At 73.8% G+C, this 16,213-nt stretch carries 13 protein-coding genes and 1 pseudogene; 4 read left to right on the forward strand and 10 right to left on the reverse strand.

Annotation, left to right across the window (positions count from 1 at the left end; all coding sequences use genetic code 11):
* Nucleotides 1-992 (forward strand): annotated as a pseudogene (locus AB0G32_RS02775) (phospholipid carrier-dependent glycosyltransferase); the annotation flags it as partial.
* 55 nt (nt 993-1,047) lie between these two features.
* On the opposite strand, the gene AB0G32_RS02780 reads toward AB0G32_RS02775, so the two are convergent.
* Together AB0G32_RS02780 and AB0G32_RS02785 are read right to left on the reverse strand one after the other, a co-directional pair.
* Nucleotides 1,048-3,381 (reverse strand): glycosyltransferase, encoded by a 2,334-nt coding sequence (locus AB0G32_RS02780; protein ID WP_361157192.1) that lies wholly within the window; start codon nt 3,379-3,381, stop codon nt 1,048-1,050.
* Nucleotides 3,378-4,835 carry a glycosyltransferase family 29 protein gene (locus tag AB0G32_RS02785; RefSeq protein WP_361157194.1) on the reverse strand — a complete coding sequence of 486 codons (1,458 nt, stop codon included), beginning with the start codon at nt 4,833-4,835 and terminating at the stop codon, nt 3,378-3,380. The genes AB0G32_RS02780 and AB0G32_RS02785 overlap by 4 nt, the downstream gene beginning before the upstream one ends.
* 250 nt (nt 4,836-5,085) lie before the next feature.
* Between AB0G32_RS02785 and AB0G32_RS02790 the strand changes: the two genes are divergently transcribed.
* On the forward strand, nt 5,086-6,177 hold the full coding sequence (locus AB0G32_RS02790) for an acyltransferase (protein ID WP_361158195.1): 1,092 nt from the start codon (nt 5,086-5,088) through the stop codon (nt 6,175-6,177).
* On the opposite strand, the gene AB0G32_RS02795 is transcribed toward AB0G32_RS02790, so the two are convergent.
* Nucleotides 6,137-6,856, reverse strand: coding sequence for a TetR/AcrR family transcriptional regulator (locus tag AB0G32_RS02795; RefSeq protein WP_361157196.1), 720 nt, complete (start codon nt 6,854-6,856; stop codon nt 6,137-6,139). The genes AB0G32_RS02790 and AB0G32_RS02795 overlap by 41 nt on opposite strands.
* Nucleotides 6,857-6,948: 92 nt before the next feature.
* Here AB0G32_RS02795 and AB0G32_RS02800 point away from each other — a divergent pair, with 92 nt between their 5' ends.
* Nucleotides 6,949-8,361, forward strand: coding sequence for an FAD-dependent monooxygenase (locus tag AB0G32_RS02800; protein WP_361158197.1), 1,413 nt, complete (start codon nt 6,949-6,951; stop codon nt 8,359-8,361).
* A 6-nt stretch (nt 8,362-8,367) separates the two neighbouring features.
* Here the strand turns inward: AB0G32_RS02800 and AB0G32_RS02805 are convergent, their stop codons facing one another.
* The 4 genes from AB0G32_RS02805 to leuE form a co-directional block, all read right to left on the reverse strand.
* A complete protein-coding gene (locus AB0G32_RS02805; RefSeq protein ID WP_361157199.1) occupies nt 8,368-9,273 on the reverse strand; it encodes a CPBP family intramembrane glutamic endopeptidase in 906 nt (301 codons plus the stop codon).
* 110 nt (nt 9,274-9,383) lie between these two features.
* Complete coding sequence (locus AB0G32_RS02810; protein ID WP_361157202.1) at nt 9,384-10,064, reverse strand: response regulator transcription factor; 681 nt, start codon at nt 10,062-10,064, stop codon at nt 9,384-9,386.
* A complete protein-coding gene (locus AB0G32_RS02815) occupies nt 10,061-11,254 on the reverse strand; it encodes a histidine kinase (RefSeq protein WP_361157204.1) in 1,194 nt (397 codons plus the stop codon). Before AB0G32_RS02815 ends, AB0G32_RS02810 begins: the two co-directional genes overlap by 4 nt.
* A 42-nt stretch (nt 11,255-11,296) precedes the next feature.
* Nucleotides 11,297-11,947, reverse strand: coding sequence for a leucine efflux protein LeuE (gene leuE / locus AB0G32_RS02820; RefSeq protein ID WP_361157207.1), 651 nt, complete (start codon nt 11,945-11,947; stop codon nt 11,297-11,299).
* A 201-nt stretch (nt 11,948-12,148) separates the two neighbouring features.
* Here leuE and AB0G32_RS02825 point away from each other — a divergent pair, with 201 nt between their 5' ends.
* Nucleotides 12,149-12,979: a L,D-transpeptidase family protein gene (locus AB0G32_RS02825; RefSeq protein ID WP_361157210.1), complete on the forward strand. Its 831-nt coding sequence runs from the start codon at nt 12,149-12,151 to the stop codon at nt 12,977-12,979.
* Between the two features lie 148 nt (nt 12,980-13,127).
* On the opposite strand, the gene AB0G32_RS02830 is transcribed toward AB0G32_RS02825, so the two are convergent.
* From AB0G32_RS02830 to AB0G32_RS02840, 3 genes are all read right to left on the reverse strand, one after another.
* Nucleotides 13,128-14,408 (reverse strand): hypothetical protein, encoded by a 1,281-nt coding sequence (locus AB0G32_RS02830; protein ID WP_361157212.1) that lies wholly within the window; start codon nt 14,406-14,408, stop codon nt 13,128-13,130.
* Nucleotides 14,408-15,130 carry an RNA polymerase sigma factor gene (locus AB0G32_RS02835; protein WP_361157215.1) on the reverse strand — a complete coding sequence of 241 codons (723 nt, stop codon included), beginning with the start codon at nt 15,128-15,130 and terminating at the stop codon, nt 14,408-14,410. The genes AB0G32_RS02830 and AB0G32_RS02835 overlap by 1 nt, the downstream gene beginning before the upstream one ends.
* A gap of 324 nt (nt 15,131-15,454) precedes the next feature.
* Complete coding sequence (locus AB0G32_RS02840; RefSeq protein WP_361157217.1) at nt 15,455-16,075, reverse strand: RNA polymerase sigma factor; 621 nt, start codon at nt 16,073-16,075, stop codon at nt 15,455-15,457.
* Nucleotides 16,076-16,213: the final 138 nt, after the last annotated feature.

Below are 16,213 nucleotides of genomic sequence, written 5' to 3' on the forward strand. Positions count from 1 at the left end.
GCTGGACCAGGCGAAGGCCATCCAGGAGCTCCTCAGCAAGCATGGCAGCCAGGAGAAGGTGGAGGCTGCTCGCGCTCGGCCTCGCGGCCGCGGCCGGCACGGCGCTGATCGCGGTCGCCGTGGTCTGGGCCTCCTATCTGGTCGTCGATCCGCGGCTGCGCTGGACCGCGCCCGCGGACCTGCCGACGGTGCACGGGCTGCGGGCGGCAGCCGCCCACCTGCTGCCGTTCCCGCACGAGTACCGCGACGGGATGCTGCTCCAGTTCAGCAAGGAGGAGATCGTACGGCCCGGCTTCCTGCACGGCCGGATCTACTACGGCGGGCTCTGGTACTACCTGCCGGCCGCCCTGCTGGTGAAGACCCCGCTCGGCCTGCTCGCCCTGGGGGCGGCCGGTGCCGTGGGCCTGTGCCTGATCCGGCGGCTGCGGCCGGCCGTCCCGTACGTGCTGCTGCCCACGGCCGTCCTGCTCGCCACGGCCATGACCGGCCACCGCGACCTGGGCGTGCGGTACGCGATCTTCATGCCGTTCTTCCTGGCCGTGGCGGCGGCGGCCGTGACCGCTGTCCGGCGGTGGTGGGCGCACGCCGCGACCGCGGCGCTCGTCGCGTTCGCCGGCGTCAGCTCGGTCAGCACGTACCCGTACTACCTGCCGTACGCGAATGAGGCGTTCGGCGGTCCGGCCAAGACCCATCTGTGGCTGCATGATTCGAACGTCGACTGGGGCCAGGACCTCGGACGGCTCGCCGACCGCCTCCGGGAGCGCTACCCGCACGACAAGGTCTGGCTGGTCTACAAGGGCAGCGGCGAGCCCTCGTACTACGGCATCCACGCCGCCGACCCGCTGACGGCCGCCCGCGACGAGGTGCGCGGACTGCTGGTCGTCTCGGACTCCGCGGCCGCCACGGCCGAGGCCCCGCTGGCCGCGCTGATCGGCCGCGGCAGGGCGGTGGACCAGGTCGGCCACTCGATCACGATCTACCGTCTGCCGTGATGTGCGGGGGCCGGGAGCCCCCGCACATCACGGCCGCGAAGGTGATGTCCTCGGCTCAGCCGGCCAGGATCGCCCGGATGTCGGCCGCGTTGGCCTCGGTGACCTGCCACAGCTCGGCCTGGCGGTCGTGGACGTCGGCGACCGTCTTGGCGTGGTTGTCCAGGATGCCGATGGCCCGCTCGGTGAGGATCGCGCCCAGGTCCTTGTCGTGCACCGAGACGCCCCACTCGGGACGCTCGATGTCGGCCAGGAAGTACGCCATCTTCGGGTGCGAGATCAGGCTGATGATCGGGGTGCCGACCCCGAACGGGATCATGCCGGCGTGCCCGCGCATGCCGATGACCAGGCGGGTCTTGGCGTACAGGTCCCGGATCTCGTCGTTGTCGAAGTCGTACATCGGGATCACCGGCAGCGAGATGCCGTGCTCGCGGCGCAGGTCGAAGGCGATCTTCTCGTCGTCCAGCGAGTGCGCCACGCACTTGACCTCGGTGTGCGCGCCGATGCCCCGCACCGCCTTGGCGATCTCGCCGAGGAAGTGCGCGTAGTCGTGGCCGAAGCGCAGGCCCGCACGGTCGTAGGCCGCGTTGAGCAGGACGGTGTCCTCGCGGTAGGACGGGTCGGTCCAGCCCGGCACCAGCTGGCGGCTGACCGTGGTGGGGCAGGGCTGGAAGCGGACCTTGCCGTGCAGGTGCTCGGGGAGCATGGCCCGCACCTTGGCGATGGAGCCGTGGTTGCGCAGGCCGAAGAAGGCCGACTTCTCCACCAGCAGGCGCAGGCTCTCGCGGAACCGGCCGGCCCGGTAGGACTGCCCGTCGAACGCGTTGAACCCGACCGCGTACACCATGATCGGCACGTCGACGGCGCGCAGGTGCTCGTCGGGGACGTTCCACTGCCAGGCGCTGTTGCCGTTCGGCATGGTGTCCGGGATGAACAGGCCGCCGCCGCCGATGACCAGGCCGCGCCGGGCGTTGACCCGCGCCAGGGCCTCCTGGTCGAAGTAGCGGTGGGCGTGCACGGAGTGCCAGCGCCGGGTGCTGGTGTCCGGGCCGAAGCCGAGCCGGACCGTCTCCGGGAGCAGCTTGTCGCCGGCGTTGCCCTGCCGGTCCATGTAGAACGCGACGTGCGCGAGCTGGTCCTCGGGGGCGCCCAGTTCCTGCGCGGGCACCGAGGCCGCGCGCTGCGCCCACAGCCGGCTGGGCCGGTGGGTGATGTCGACGGCGAGACCGGCGGTGGCGTACTTCAGGGCCGCCGCGTTGTCGCCGTGCACCCAGGACATCTGGGCGAGCCGGGAGTAGGCGGTGGCGGCCCGGTTGGGCGCGGCGGCGGCCAGCAGCAGCTGGGCCTTGGCCTCGGCGTAGCGGGAGACGCTCAGCAGGGCGTGGCCGAGCACCTCGTGCGGCCAGGCCTCGTCGAGCGGGACGCGGACGCCGGAGAGGAGGTCGACGGCGTCCTGGTAGTCGCCGGCCGCGATGTGCGCGGCGGCCACCTTGCGGGCGTACTCGACGTTGCCGGTGCGCTTGACGTGCGGGGTGCCGTAGTGCACCAGCAGGTCGTGGTGGAGGCCGCCGGAGGAGTCGAGGTAGGCCGCGTGGAAGTCGGCGTCGCTCAGGTCGAACTCGCGCCAGCGGTCCTCCGCCTGGGCGTACCCGGACTCGCCGCCCTGCCAGGGCTTGTGCCGCCCGGTGAAGTGCAGGATCGCGGTGTCCTCGGGGACCGGCAGGTCGCCGGACAGGCGCCGCTTGACGAAGTTGTAGCGGGCGTCGAGGCGGACGAAGTCGCCGTCCAGGACGGCGTTGAGGATGCCCTGGTCGTGCTTGTCCAGCTCGTAGTCGCCGCTGCGGCCGGTGGCGTCCAGCTTGGCGCAGAACGCGTCGGAGAGGTACTCGCGCTGGATGACCAGCAGGCCCGAGTTGAGCTTGTGCTGCCCGTAGAAGAACTGCGGGACGGCCGCCAGGCCCTCGCGCAGCTTGAGCAGCTCGCCGAGGTCGCCGAGGACCACCATGTCGGTGTCCAGGGTGATGACGGTGTCGTACTCGCGGATGCGGAAGACGTCCAGGATGAAGTACGCCTTGCGGACCAGGTAGTTGTCCTGGTCGCCCTTCTGGTACGAGTCGTAGTGCTCGGCGTTGACCCGGCGCAGCACGATGCGCGGGTGCAGGGCGCGGATCTTCGCGATCGAGCCGGGGCGCAGGTCGTCGTAGAGGACGACGAAGTCCTCGCAGACGCTCGGGTTGGACAGGGCAAGGCTGCGCAGCAGGACGAGGAAGCCGGGGAGGTAGTTCTCGTCGACGTAGGACGCGAAGGCGATGCGGCGCTTGCCGGTGATGTCGTGGGCCGCGGTCACCGGGGCCTGGGGTGCGGCGGCCGGTATCGGGGAGGTCGTCGTCATCGCAGGGATATCCTCATGTCGGTCACGCTCTGGGCCCGCTGCATGACCCATTCCTTCTCGCTGGTGTATTCGTGCACGGACGTGATGGCCAGCTTCATCGCCTCGGGCACCCGGTAGGCGCCGGACTCGTAGAAGTCGAAGCCGATCAGGTCGAGCTTCGGGCTGACGTCCAGGAAGTCCAGCAGGAACAGCGTGTTGAAGCCGGTGGTCGGGATGCCCGACCAGACGTCGGCGCCGAGCCGGCCGATGTTGCGCACCGGCCAGCGCAGCGACTCGTCGCCCAGGTAGGTCTGGGCGCCGGGGACCAGGCGGTTGCGCAGCGACCACTTCCAGTCGCCGGAGATCCCGCCGAAGACCAGCCGGGTGGTGACCTTCTGGTCCCAGTTGAAGCCGTGCTTGTGGATGGTGGCGTGGATGTCGGTGCGGCTGCCGGTGTGCTTCGGGTCGATCTTGTACGAGTTGAAGCGCACGACCAGGTCGTAGTCGTCGATCTGGGAGCCCATGGAACTGGCGCCGACCCGGCCGGAGTTGGCGATCAGGCAGACGGACTTGCCGGCCACCAGGTTGCGGAACTCGCCGAGGGTGACCCACTGCACGCCGCCGACGGTGGGGTCGGCGACCGGGCCGCGCATCCGGTTGCGGCGCTGCCCGGCGTAGAGCGCGAGCACCTCGGTGAGGGCCGGCAGGTCGGTGTCGACGGCGGTGCGCAGGTCCAGGTACTGGCTGAGCAGGTCCTGCCGGTCGGCGACCGGGGCCTCCTGCTCGGCCTGGATCAGGAGCGCTGCCACGAGCCGCGGTTCGGCGGCGGCCCAGTCACCGGCGGCGTGCGCGGCCAGTCCCTCTGCCCATACGTCGGTGGCCTCGCCGCGGGCGTGCTCCCGGGCCGCCGGGCACTGCCGGACCAGCAGGCCGAGCAGTTCGCGTTCCTGCTCCGCCGCGGCGCGCAGACCGGCGATCCGGGGGCGGACGCCGAAGCCGTCGGCGTCGGTGAGGGAGGTGTACTTCTCGTACGCCTCGATCGCGTCCGCCTCGTCGCCGAGCGCCTCAAGCAGCCGGGCGCGCAGCCGCCAGCCGGCCCGGGAGTTCTTCCGCTGGGCGAGCACGGTGTCGCTGATGACCAGCGCGAGGTTCAGCTCGTCGTCGTAGCCGCACTGGAGGGCCTTGTTGGCGACGGCCAGCAGCGCGTCGAGCAGTTCGGCCGGGATGGTGCCGGCGGCCGGGGCCGACGCGCCCTTGACGGCGCGCTTGAGCAGGGCGGTGGCACCGGACGCGGCCGGGGCCGGGGCGTCGACGCGGTGCGTGCCCCACACGACGAGCAGCTTGCGCAGCTCCTCGGCGAGTTCCACACGGCGTCGGTCGAGGCTGCCCACGAGCTTGCCGCTGTGCACCGCGCAGGCGCGCAGGCAGGCGTCCAGCTCACCCCCGCGCGCACGTCTGTTCTGGACCCTCGTCATGCCACTCCTGAGTTTTTCTTCTTGCCGCAGGGGATGTCGGGCGAATTTAGAAAGCCAAAACGACAGACGGGTGAACGGGCCACATCCACAGGGCGAATCGTTGCGTCCTCGAACGGCCATGCCTGTGATTCGGACTGGCGTGCTGGTTACGGTGCTCGGGAGTTCACAGCGGACACACCGCTGTCAGACATCCGGCGAGGAGCTTTCCGTGACCAGCGCGACCGTCCGACCGGTGGCCGAGGCGGCCCATGTGCCCGCCGCGCCGGAGACCGCTTCGGCGCCGCGTCGGGTCTCCCGGCTGCGCGCCCTGGACGGGCTGCGGCTGGTGGCCGCGCTGATGGTGGCCGCGTACCACTACGGCGGCCGCGGCGGCGACGTCACCACCGCCTGGGGCGGTTCGGCCGCCCACCAGTTCCCGACGCTGCACACGCTGTTCTCCTACGGCTGCCTGGGCGTCCAGGTGTTCTTCGTGATCAGCGGGTTCGTGATCTGCATGAGCGGCTGGGGGCGGACCCTGACCGCGTACTTCGCCTCCCGGGTGTCGCGGCTGATGCCCGCCTACTGGGTGGCGGTGCTCCTGGTGACGGCGGTGTTCGCGCTGCCGGTGGTCGCCTATGACGCGGTGTCACCCAGCGACGCGCTGGTCAACCTGACGCTGATGCAGCAGCCGCTGGGCGCCGACCGGGTGCTGGGCGTGTGCTGGACGCTGTGGGTGGAGATCCGCTTCTACGCGCTGTTCGCGCTGTGCGTCGTGCTGCCCGGCGCGAACCGCCGCCGGGTCCTGCTGTTCAGCGGCGGCTGGCTGCTGGCGGCGGTGCTGGCGCAGGCTTCCCAGGAGCCGCTGCTCGACCTGCTGCTGATGCCGGAGTACGCCCCGTACTTCATCGGCGGCATCGGCCTGTACCTGATCCACCGCGACCGACGGGACGCCCACGCCTGGGCGCTGACCGCCGTGTGCTTCCTGATCGGGCAGCACTACGCGGTGGACAACCTGTGGGACGCCACCGACCCGAACGCCTTCGCGCACCGCACCGCCTTCGGCATCATCGCGGTCGTCGCCTTCGGCTTCGTGGCGGTGGCGGCGATCGCGCTGGGCTGGCTGAGCCGGGCGAACTGGCGCTGGCTGACCGTGGCCGGGGCGCTGACGTACCCGTTCTACCTGGTCCACGAGCACCTGGGCTGGGTGGTGATCCACGTCCTGCACCGCACGCTGGGGGTGCCGTCGGCGGCGACCTTCGTGCTGACCATCGCCTCGATGCTGGTACTGGCCTGGCTGCTGAACCGATTCGTCGAGCAGCCGCTCACCCCGCGACTGCGGGCGGCGCTGTCCCGGACCCGCTGACCGGGCCCCGGTCCGGCCGGCCGACCCCGTACCGGGCCGCGACGCCGTCGACGATCAGCGCCAGTCCCTCCGCGAAGCGCCGGTCGTAGTCGGCGAAGATCTCCGGGCCGGCCGCCGCGGTCAGCGGGTAGCCGGCCATCGCGCTGGCCCGTTCGGCCAGGTCGTAGCCCTCGCGGCGCTCGCCGGGCCGCGGTTCGACGCCCTGTTCCTCGGTGACGAAGCCGAGGGTGAACAGGTAGGTCGTGTTGGTCGCCGCGACCGCCTGGGCGAGGGTGAATCCGGCGGCGGTGAGCAGTCCCAGGGTCTGCTCCATCTGCTCGGCGTGCACCGCGCCGGTGAAGCGGGAGCCGCTGAACACCCTGGCGCCGTCCCGGTAGCCGAGCAGCGCCGCGCGCAGCCCCCGGTTCATCCGCAGCAGCCGCTCCCGCCAGGTGTCGGCCGGGTCCAGGGCGGTCCCGGCGACCATGCGGCGGTACATCTCGGTGGCCATCTCGTCGAGCAGCGCCTGCTTGTCCTTGAAGTGCCAGTACAGCGCGGGCGCCTTGACGTCCAGCTCGCGGGCGATGGCGCGCAGCGTCAGGCCGTCCAGTCCCGTCTCGTTCAGCAGGCGCAGCGCGGTGTCCGCGACCCGGCCGCGGTCCAGAGGGGTGCGCTGCCGTCCCGTCGTTCCACTTTCCACTCCCACAGCTTGACACCTTAACGTCGTTAAGGGCATGCTCGTCACCGACGCTACTTAACGACGTTAAGGAGAGATGCGTGAAAACGGACGGTATGGACGTACTGATCGTCGGCGCGGGTCCCACCGGACTCGCCCTCGGCATCGACCTGGCCCGGCGCGGGGTGACCGCGCTGGTGGTGGAGAAGGCGGCCGGGCTGTTCCCCGGCTCGCGCGGCAAGGGCCTCCAGCCCCGCACCCGGGAGGTCTTCCACGACCTCGGCGTGATCGACGCGATCCAGGCGGCGGGCGGCGCCTACCCGGTCGGGATGATCTGGCGGGACGGCGAGCGGCTCGGCGAGTACCACATGGCCGACCCGATGGAGCCGGACGACTCCGCGCCGTACGCCTCGTCGTGGATGGTGCCGCAGTGGCGCACCCAGGAGATCCTGTACGCGCGGCTGACGGAGCTGGGCGGCCGGGTCGAGTTCGGCCGGGAGGTGGTGGACCTGGTCCAGGACGAGTCGGGGGTACGGGCCCGGTGCGCCGACGGTACGGAGCTCGGTGCCCGGTACGCGGTCGCCGCCGACGGCGGTCGCTCGGCGGTGCGCCGGGCGCTCGGCGTGGGGATGGCGGGCCGGATGGTCGACCCCCGGCCGATGCTGGTGGCGGACGTCCGGATCACCGGCCTGGACCGGGACAACTGGCACTTCTTCGCGGCGGGCGAGGGACCGGTCAGCAAGGACAGCGTCGTACTGGCCGCCTGCCCGCTGGCCGGCACCGAGGACTTCCAGGTCTACGCCGACTTCCCGGCGGGCACCGAGGTCGACCTCTCCCCCGACGGTGTCCGCAAGATCGTCGCCGACCGCTCCCACCTCGCCGCCGAGGACGTCACCGAGGTGCGCTGGGCCTCGGACTTCCGGCCCCGCGAGGCGCTGGCGGACCGGTTCCGGGCCGGCCGGGTGTTCCTGGCCGGGGACGCCGCCCACGTGCACTCGCCGGCCGGCGGACAGGGCCTGAACACCAGCGTGCAGGACGCCTACAACCTGGGCTGGAAGCTGGGCGCGGTGCTGCGCGGCGGCGCGGACCCGGCCCTCCTCGACACCTACGAGGAGGAGCGCCGCGCGGTCGCCGCCGAGATGCTCGGCCTGTCCAGCGGCGTGCACCGGGGCGAGGTGCGGCGCGGCGCGGCGACGTCCCAACTGGGCCTGCACTACCGGGAGTCGTCGCTCAGCCGGGAGACCCGTACCGACCCGGCCGGCCCGGTGCTGGCCGGTGACCGCGCGCCCGACGCGACGGTGGCGGGCGGCCGGCTCTTCGACGCGTTCCGGGGGCCGCACTGGACGCTGCTCGCGCTGGACGCCGAGGCACCCGCGTCGCTGCCGGAGGCGGTACGGGTGGTGCGCGGACCGGCCCACCCGGCGTACGGCGGCGGCCTGTTCCTGGTCCGGCCGGACGGTTACGTCGGCTGGAGCGGCGCTTCCGGGGCGGCTGGGCCGGCGGAGTACCTGCACCGGGTCGGACTGTAGGGGCCGTCAGGGGGCGCGGTGGCCCCGCGCCACCACCCGGCCCCGGCGGCCCGCCGCCCGCAGGTAGAGCACCGTGGGCACCGCGCAGACCAGGATGGCGAAGACGCTCGCCTCCGGTCCGAAGGCGCCCCCGGTGATCGCCTCGGGGCCGGTCAGGGCGCCGTGCAGCAGGCCGGCCGGGGCGCCGTCGTCGCCGGAGACGGTCACCCCGAAGATCCCGCTGAGGGCGTAGTTCCAGCCCAGGTGCAGACCGATCGGCACCCACAGGGAACGGGTGGCGGCGTAGGCGGCGCCCAGCATCAGCCCGCCCTCGACGGCGATGGCCAGCGCGCCCCACACCGTGGCCTCCGGGTTGACCAGGTGCAGCCCGCCGAACAGCACGGCGGAGACGGCCAGCGCGCCCTTGGTGCCGGTCAGCTCCTCCACCAGCCGGAAGACCACCCCGCGAAAGAGCAGTTCCTCGGTGACCGCGACCCCCGCCATCAGCCCGAACACGGTGATCGGGCCACCGACGGACACCCCGCCCTCGGTGTCGTACCCGCCGCACAGGACGATCAGGACGAAGGTCGCGGCGAACAGCCCCAGTCCGGTCAGAGTCGCGAACCGCAGGTCCGGCCAGGCGCGCGCCGGGTCCAGTTCGGTGACCGGACGCTGTTCCAGGGCCCGGACGACGGCCGCGTAGGCGGCGAGCGCGCCCACCACGACGAGTCCGCCGCCGAGCAGGGAGAGCACCGGGTTGTCGCCGGCCACGGCCCGTACCCCGGCGGCGACCGACGTCACCACCAGGAAGACCACCACCAGCAGTACCAGCCGGAGCCAGGCCGGGCGCACCCGGCGGGTGGCGCCGACCGGCGTCTGGGCGAACAGGGGCTTCAGCGGTGCCAGCGGCGCCGCCGCCTTCGAGAGATCCATGTCCGGCACGCTACGAGCGGCGGGCGGGCCCGCACGTCCCCCCGCGGTGGACAGCGCGGGTAGCTCTCCCGGGGGACACCGGGGGCAACCGGGGGGCGCCCGTGCCCTGTTCAGTCGTCGGCGGGCACCAGGCCCACCCGGTGCGCGAGCACCACCGCCTGCACCCGGTCGCGCAGGTCGAGCTTGGTCAGGATGCGGGAGACGTACGTCTTGACCGTCTCGCGGCTGAGCACCATCCGGTCGGCGATCTCGGCGTTCGACAGCCCCTCGGCGATCAGCCGCAGCACCTCCCGCTCGCGCGGCGCGAGCCCCGCCACCGCGTCCGGGACGGCCGCCGCGCGGCGGCCGCCGGCCGGGCGGACGCGGTCGGCGAACCGGCCCACCAGCCGCCGGGTGACGGCGGGCGCCAGCAGCGACTCGCCGGCCGCGACGGTCCGGATGCCGTCGACCAGTTCGCGCGGCGGCGCGTTCTTCAGCAGGAACCCGCTGGCGCCGGCCCGCAGCGCCTCGTACACGTACTCGTCGAGGTTGAAGGTGGTCACCACCAGTACCTTCACCGGGTCGGCGACCTCGGGTCCGGCCAGCAGCCGGGTCGCCTCGATGCCGTCCAGGACCGGCAGCCGGATGTCCATCACCACCACGTCGGGGCGCAGCCGCCGGGCCTGTGCCACGCCGGTGCGGCCGTCGGCGGCCTCGCCGACCACCTCCAGGTCCGGCTGGGCGGAGAAGATGACCGTGTAGCCGGCCCGCACCAGTTCCTGGTCCTCGCAGACCAGCACCCGCAGGGTCATGCCGCCTCCGTCAGGGGTATCCGGGCCCGGACGCCGAACCCGCCGTCCGGCCGTGTCCCGGCCAGCAGTTCGCCGCCGCACACGCTCACCCGCTCGCGCAGCCCGAGCAGTCCGAGCCCGCCGCCCCGGCCGAGCGGCCGGGGACCCGGCCCGGCGGTCACGGGGCCGGCGGCCGGCGCCGCCCCGGTGATCACCTCGACCTCCAGCAGCCGCGCCCCGTACTCCACCCGTACCCGTGTCGGCCGCCCCGGCGCGTGCTTGAGCGCGTTGGTCAGCGCCTCCTGCACCACCCGGTAGGCGGCCAGCTCCACCGCCGAGGCCACCGGCCGCCGCTCGCCCCGCTCGGTCAGCTCCACCGGCTGCCCCGCCGCCCGGGTCCGCGCCACCAGGTCCGCCACACTGCCCGGCCCGGCCACCGCCGTGCCGGGGTCCGCCCCGTCGGCGGCCTTGAGCACGCCCAGCAGGTACTGGAGGTCGGTCAGCGCGTGCCGGCCGGCGTCGCCGATCGCGCCGAGCCCGGTGGCGACCTGGTCCGGGGCGTCGGCGAGCAGGTACTGCGCGGCGTCGGCCTGCACCACCATCGCGGTGACGTGGTGGGTGACCACGTCGTGCAACTCGCGGGCGATCCCGGCCCGTTCCCGGGCCACGGCGGCCTCGGCGACGAGCCGCCGCCGGTCCGCCTCGGCGGCCCGCCGGGCCCGTACGGTGCGGCCCGCGCCCCAGAACGCGGCCAGCACCAGGTAGATCAGGACGTACGCGGCCGGGTCGTGCGGCGCGCCCCGGGCGTGCAGCCCGAGCGCGAACGCCAGGTACAGCGCGCTGCCCGCGAGCGGCAGCACCCGGTCCGCCGTCCGGCCGCCGTGGGCGCCCACGCCGTACAGCGCGGCGTACAGCCCCACACTGGCGAACACCGGCGGGTACGCCACCAGTTCGCGCGCCCCGAAGGCGAGCGCCACCACCACCAGACAGCCGCCGGGCCACCGGCGCCGCACCGCCAGCGGCAGCCACAGCAGCGCGCTGAGCAGCACCCCGGGCAGGTCGTACGGCCGCGGCGGCAGATCCCCGAACTGCGCGCCGATCGACGCCGTCACCGGCGCGAACACCACGGGCGCCAGCAGTACGGTGACCAGCGCGTCCCGGGTCAGCACGCCGAGCGCGCTCCAGCGGGCCGCGACGCCGCGCGGGTCCATCGGGGGCCACCTCTCCGGGGGCGTTGGATCAGGGGCGTTGGATCAGGAACTCGCCAGCGACAGCTTCACCGCGAAGCCGAGGAACAGCGCCCCGGCCGCCGAAGTCGCCGTCGCCGACAGCCGCCGGCGGCGGCGGAAGGCGGCGGCCAGCCGGGTGCCGCTGAAGATCAGCGCGCTCAGGTACAGGAAGCTGAACAGCTGGGCGAAGGCGCCGAGGACGACGAAGGAGAGCGCCGGGTAGGCGTATCCCGGGTCGACGAACTGCACGAAGAAGGCGACGAAGAAGAGGATGGCCTTCGGGTTGATCAGGCTGACCACCAGGGCCCGGCGGTAGGGCCGCTCCTCACCCGCGGGCGCGTCCGGCACCGGCGCGGCGGCCCGCTCGCGCCGGGTCCGCCACATCGTCCAGGCCGCCCGCAGCATGCCTATCGCGAGCCAGGTCAGATATCCGGCGCCGGCGTACTTCACGATCCCGAACAGCACCGCGTTGCCCTGGAGCAGCGAGGCGACCCCGGCCGCGGAGAGCGTCATCAGCACGACGTCCCCGCACCAGACCCCGGCGGCGGCCCGGTAGCCGGCACGGACACCGCGCCGGGCGGCGACGGAGAGGACGTAGAGCGAATTGGGCCCCGGGAGCAGCACGATGAGGACGAGGCCCGCGAGGTAGGTCGGGAGATCGATGACGCCGAACATGCAAGGAGTGTCGCACGGGGGTACGACAGCGGGCCGGGGTGTTCCAGCCGTCGAGAAAGTCGAGAGTGGTGTCCGCGCAGAGCCGGGCACGGACGCCTCTGTGGGACACGTAGCCGTGACGGGCGACTTCCCGCCCGCGGCCACCCGTTCGGGTATGGAGCCGCCCCGCGCGGGGAGACATCCCGGGTGACGATGACGTCGATGCGTGAGGCGCGTACGGGAACACGGTTCGCCGCGTTGCTGGCTCTGGCGGCCGCCGTCTGCGGCTGCACGGTGCAGCCGGTCGACGGCGACGGGAAGGGCCGCTCGCCGGTGCACATAGAACTGCCGGGCAGCGGCAGCCCGGCGACCACCGGGCCCCCGGAGCGGAGCTCCGCGCCGGTGACTCCGGCCGCCCCCGCCGCCGTGCTCTGGGCCCCCGGCGCCACCGGCCGGGACGTGCGCGAACTGCAGGCCCGGCTGCGGCAGATCGCCTGGCTGTACGACGGGCCGACCGGCACCTACGACGAGTTGACCGAGCAGGCGGTCGCCGGCTTCCAGCGCAAGCGCGGGCTGCCGGTGACGGGCCGGACGGACACGGTCACCTGGGACCGGCTGCGCGGCATGACGAGCGAGCCGGGCCACTGGGAGCTGTACCTCATGGGCGGCCAGCCCGCCGCTGCGCCCGACCCGCGCTGTCTGACCGGCCGGGTGCTGTGCGTCAGCAAGGAGAGCCGGACGCTGCGCTGGATGATCGACGGCCGGACCGTGTCGACGATGGCGGTCCGCTTCGGTTCGCGGGGCACCCCGACCCGGGAGGGCGTCTTCTCCGTCTACTGGAAGTCCCGGAACCACTGGTCGACGCTGTACGACTCGGCGATGCCGTACGCGATGTTCTTCAGCGGCGGCCAGGCCGTGCACTACTCGTCCGACTTCGCGGCCCGCGGCTACGCGGGCGCGTCGCACGGGTGCGTCAACGTGGGGGACGAGGCGGCGGTCAAGGAGCTGTACGCCCAGGTCCGCGACGGCGACAAGGTCGTCGTGTACCGGTGAGGCGATGAGAGGGGGCGCGGACGGGACCGGGGGAACGTGTCCCGCCCGCGCCGGTTGCACGAGCCACGGGTACGGGGGGAACCCCGGCTCGGTGCGAAGCCGATGACCAGTCGGCTCACTTCCTACTGCGTCGGGGCGCCCGAAAGTGTCACACCCGCACGGCGGACACCGCTCCGACCTGGGCGAGGTCCCGGCCGGAACCCGTCGCCGCCTCGTGCGTGGCACGGTCCGGCCGGGTCTGGGACCGGGGCTGGATCTGGGTCTGCGGCTGTGACTGGGTCTGGGGCTGTGACTGGGATCGCGACTCGGACCGGGACTCGGACCGCGATTCGGACCGGGACTCGGACCGGCGGGTGTCCGGCCGGCCGGACCGGCCGCCTGAGTCGTGCTGCCGACGACCGTCGTCCCCCTCCCCGTCCGCGCCGGTGTCCATCAGGACGCTGGCGTTCCGCGTCGGCCGGGCGCCGTCCCCGCCGGACGCGTGGTCGTCCTTGCCCTCGTCACCGCCGTCACCGCCGTCGTCACCGTCGTCGCCGTCGTCGCCCTTGACGGACCCGCCGCGGCCCTTGCCCGAGTCGTGGTCGTCGTCGCTGTCCTTCCCGGACTTCTTCCCGGAGCCGGCCAGGAGTTCGGCGCAGTAGCCGCTGACCCGGGCGGAGCCGCCGGCCGCCTCGGTCAGGGCCCGCCCGCGGGCGCGGTCCAGTTCCTTGCCCGAGCGCAGGTCGCGGCAGGCCCCGGCGAGGCCCTCGCGCGCGTCGGCGGCGCCGGCCGCCGGGTCGTCGGCGCCGGCCCCGAGGCCGGTGTCCGTACCGGGGTCCCGCGTCGTGGCACCGCCGCTCTGCCCGTTCTCCGCGGTGTCCTTCCCGGTCGGGGAGGTACTGGCGGAACCGTCCGTGCCCTCGCCCTGCGGGACGTCGCGCGGGGAGGGCGACATCAGCGGGCGGTCGGGCGACACCGCGCCGGAGACGGAGGAGGCGGGTTCCGGAGCGTCGCCGAAGGGCGTCAGCGCCCCGGTCCCGGCCGCGACGGCGACCCCGCCGACCATTCCGGCGGCCAGCACCGCGGCCAGCCCCAGCCGCAACGGGCGGGGCCGGCGAAGCCGCCGGGCATCGTTGTCACGCCCACCGGTCCGCCCGATCCGCACGAGGGGAGTTCGGGACGTGTCCGGGCCACCGGCCGGGGCCGCCTGCCCCGCCGTTTCGGGCGTTCCGGGGCCGGCCGCCCGCGCCGCCCGGAAGGCGGCCAGCGCGGCGGCCTCGCCGGGGAGTTCCGCGCCGGCCGGCGGGGCGGGCGCGGCCAGCGTCGCGAGGGAGGCGGCGAGCCGTTCGGCACGGGCCCGGGCCACCGGATCACCGGTCACCGGCGGCTCTCCGCGCAGCACCCGCTCCGCCGTCTCGCGGTCCAGCCGGCCGCCCTGCTTGTCCGCCATCACATGTCCTTCTGCGTCCGCGCGCCGCTTTGCGTCACAGTCGCGGACGTCACCGCGGGGCCGCGCGGTTCTCGCTGCGCGGGCACCGCGCGGATACGGACGGCCGGCTCCGGATCGCCGTCCGCTCCCGCGCCCGCTTCCACACCCACCGCGCTGCCCGCTTCACCGCCCGCTTCACCGCCGAGCAGTTCGGCCAGCCGCTTCAGACCGCGGTGCGCGGCGGTACGGACCGCCCCGGGGCGTTTGCCCAGCGTCTCGGCGGCCGTCTTGGCGTCCAGGCCGACCACCACCCGCAGGACGACCGCCTCGGCCTGGTCCTGCGGCAGGCCGGCGATGAGGGAGAGGGTGGTGCCGGTGCTGAGCGCCTCGATGGCCTCACCGGCGGTGTCGGAGGGCGCGGCCCGCCCGGTCAGCTCCGACTCGTCGCCGCCGATCACCGGCCGGCGCCCGCGCATCCGGATGTGGTCCAGCGCGCGGTTGCGGGCGATCCGGGCGGCCCAGCCGCGGAACCGGTCGGCGTCGCCGTCGAACCGGTGCAGATCCCGGGCGATCTGCAACCACGCCTCGGAGGCGACGTCCTCGGCGTCGGGATCGCCGACCAGGGTGCGTACGTAGCCGAGCAGCCGCGGCTGCACCGCGCGGTACACGGTCCGGAACGCGGTCTCGTCCCCGTCCTGTGCCGCACGTACGGCGGCAGTCAGCTCCGCGTCGTCCCCCAGCACCGCGCGCGCCTCTCTTTGCGCCTGATTGCGCCTGCTTCTCCGTGGGTGGTCGCGGCGGTCTACCGCAGCTCGGGACGGGGCACCGCCCTCCACACTCCGGCGCGAAAGGCACGTTACGTCGTGAAACCGGTCCCCGTCCATGCCCTGCGGATGGGCCGTACAAGACGCAACTAACCCGTGACGCGCGGGAGTGTGACAGAAACCGCGCGCTTGACGCAGAAGAAGATACGGGTCGCCGCGCGACCCGTACCGCGCGACGGCCGGGGCCTCTCCTGTGGGGGGTGGCGGCCCCGGCCGTTGCCTCGGTTCGCACGGATTACAGGGTCAGGTCGGCTCCCCCAGCGGGTGGGGCGGCTCGTCCGTCGCGCCGTCGGTGGCGAGTTCCCGGGCCAGCCGTCTCAGGCCCCGGTGGGCGGCGGTGCGCACCGCGCCGGGCCGTTTGCCCAGGACGCGCGCGGCGGCCGGGCCGTCCAGGCCGACGACGACCCGCAGCAGTACCGCCTCCGCCTGGTCCGGGGGCAGCCCGCGGAGCAGTTCCAGGGCGGCGGCGGTGGACAGCGACTCCAGGGCCCGGTCGGCGGTGGAGTCCGGGCCCGGCAGTTCCAGGACGTCCCGGTCCAGCGCCGCCGGCCGGGGCCGGGCCCGCAGTCGCCGCAGGTGGTCCAGGGACCGGTGCCGGGCGATGGCCGCCGTCCAGCCGCGGAACCCCGCGCCGTCGCCCCGGAACCGGCCGAGGTCCCGGGCTATCTCCAGCCAGGCGTCGGACGCCACGTCCTCGGCGTCGCGGTCGCCGACCAGCCCGCGCACATAGCCGAGCAGACCGGGCTGCACGATCCGGTACGCGACCGCGAAGGCGGCCTCGTCGCCCTGCTGGGCCCGCGCCACGGCCGCGCCCAGCGCCTCGTCGCGGGCGGGTACGCGGCGCCGTTCCGCTCCGTGGCCCAAGAACCGTCCTCGTCCGTGCGAGCTCTGCGCACGTTCCGTGCGAGCTCTGTGCGAGTCCCGTGCGGGTTGCCTGCTGGTGGTGGCGCGACCGGTCCCGGCCGTGCCTCGTCCCCACGGTCATCAGCGTCACGCCGCACC

The organism is Streptomyces sp. NPDC023723, from assembly GCF_040639815.1.
In the GTDB taxonomy this organism is placed as follows: Bacteria; Actinomycetota; Actinomycetes; order Streptomycetales; family Streptomycetaceae; genus Streptomyces.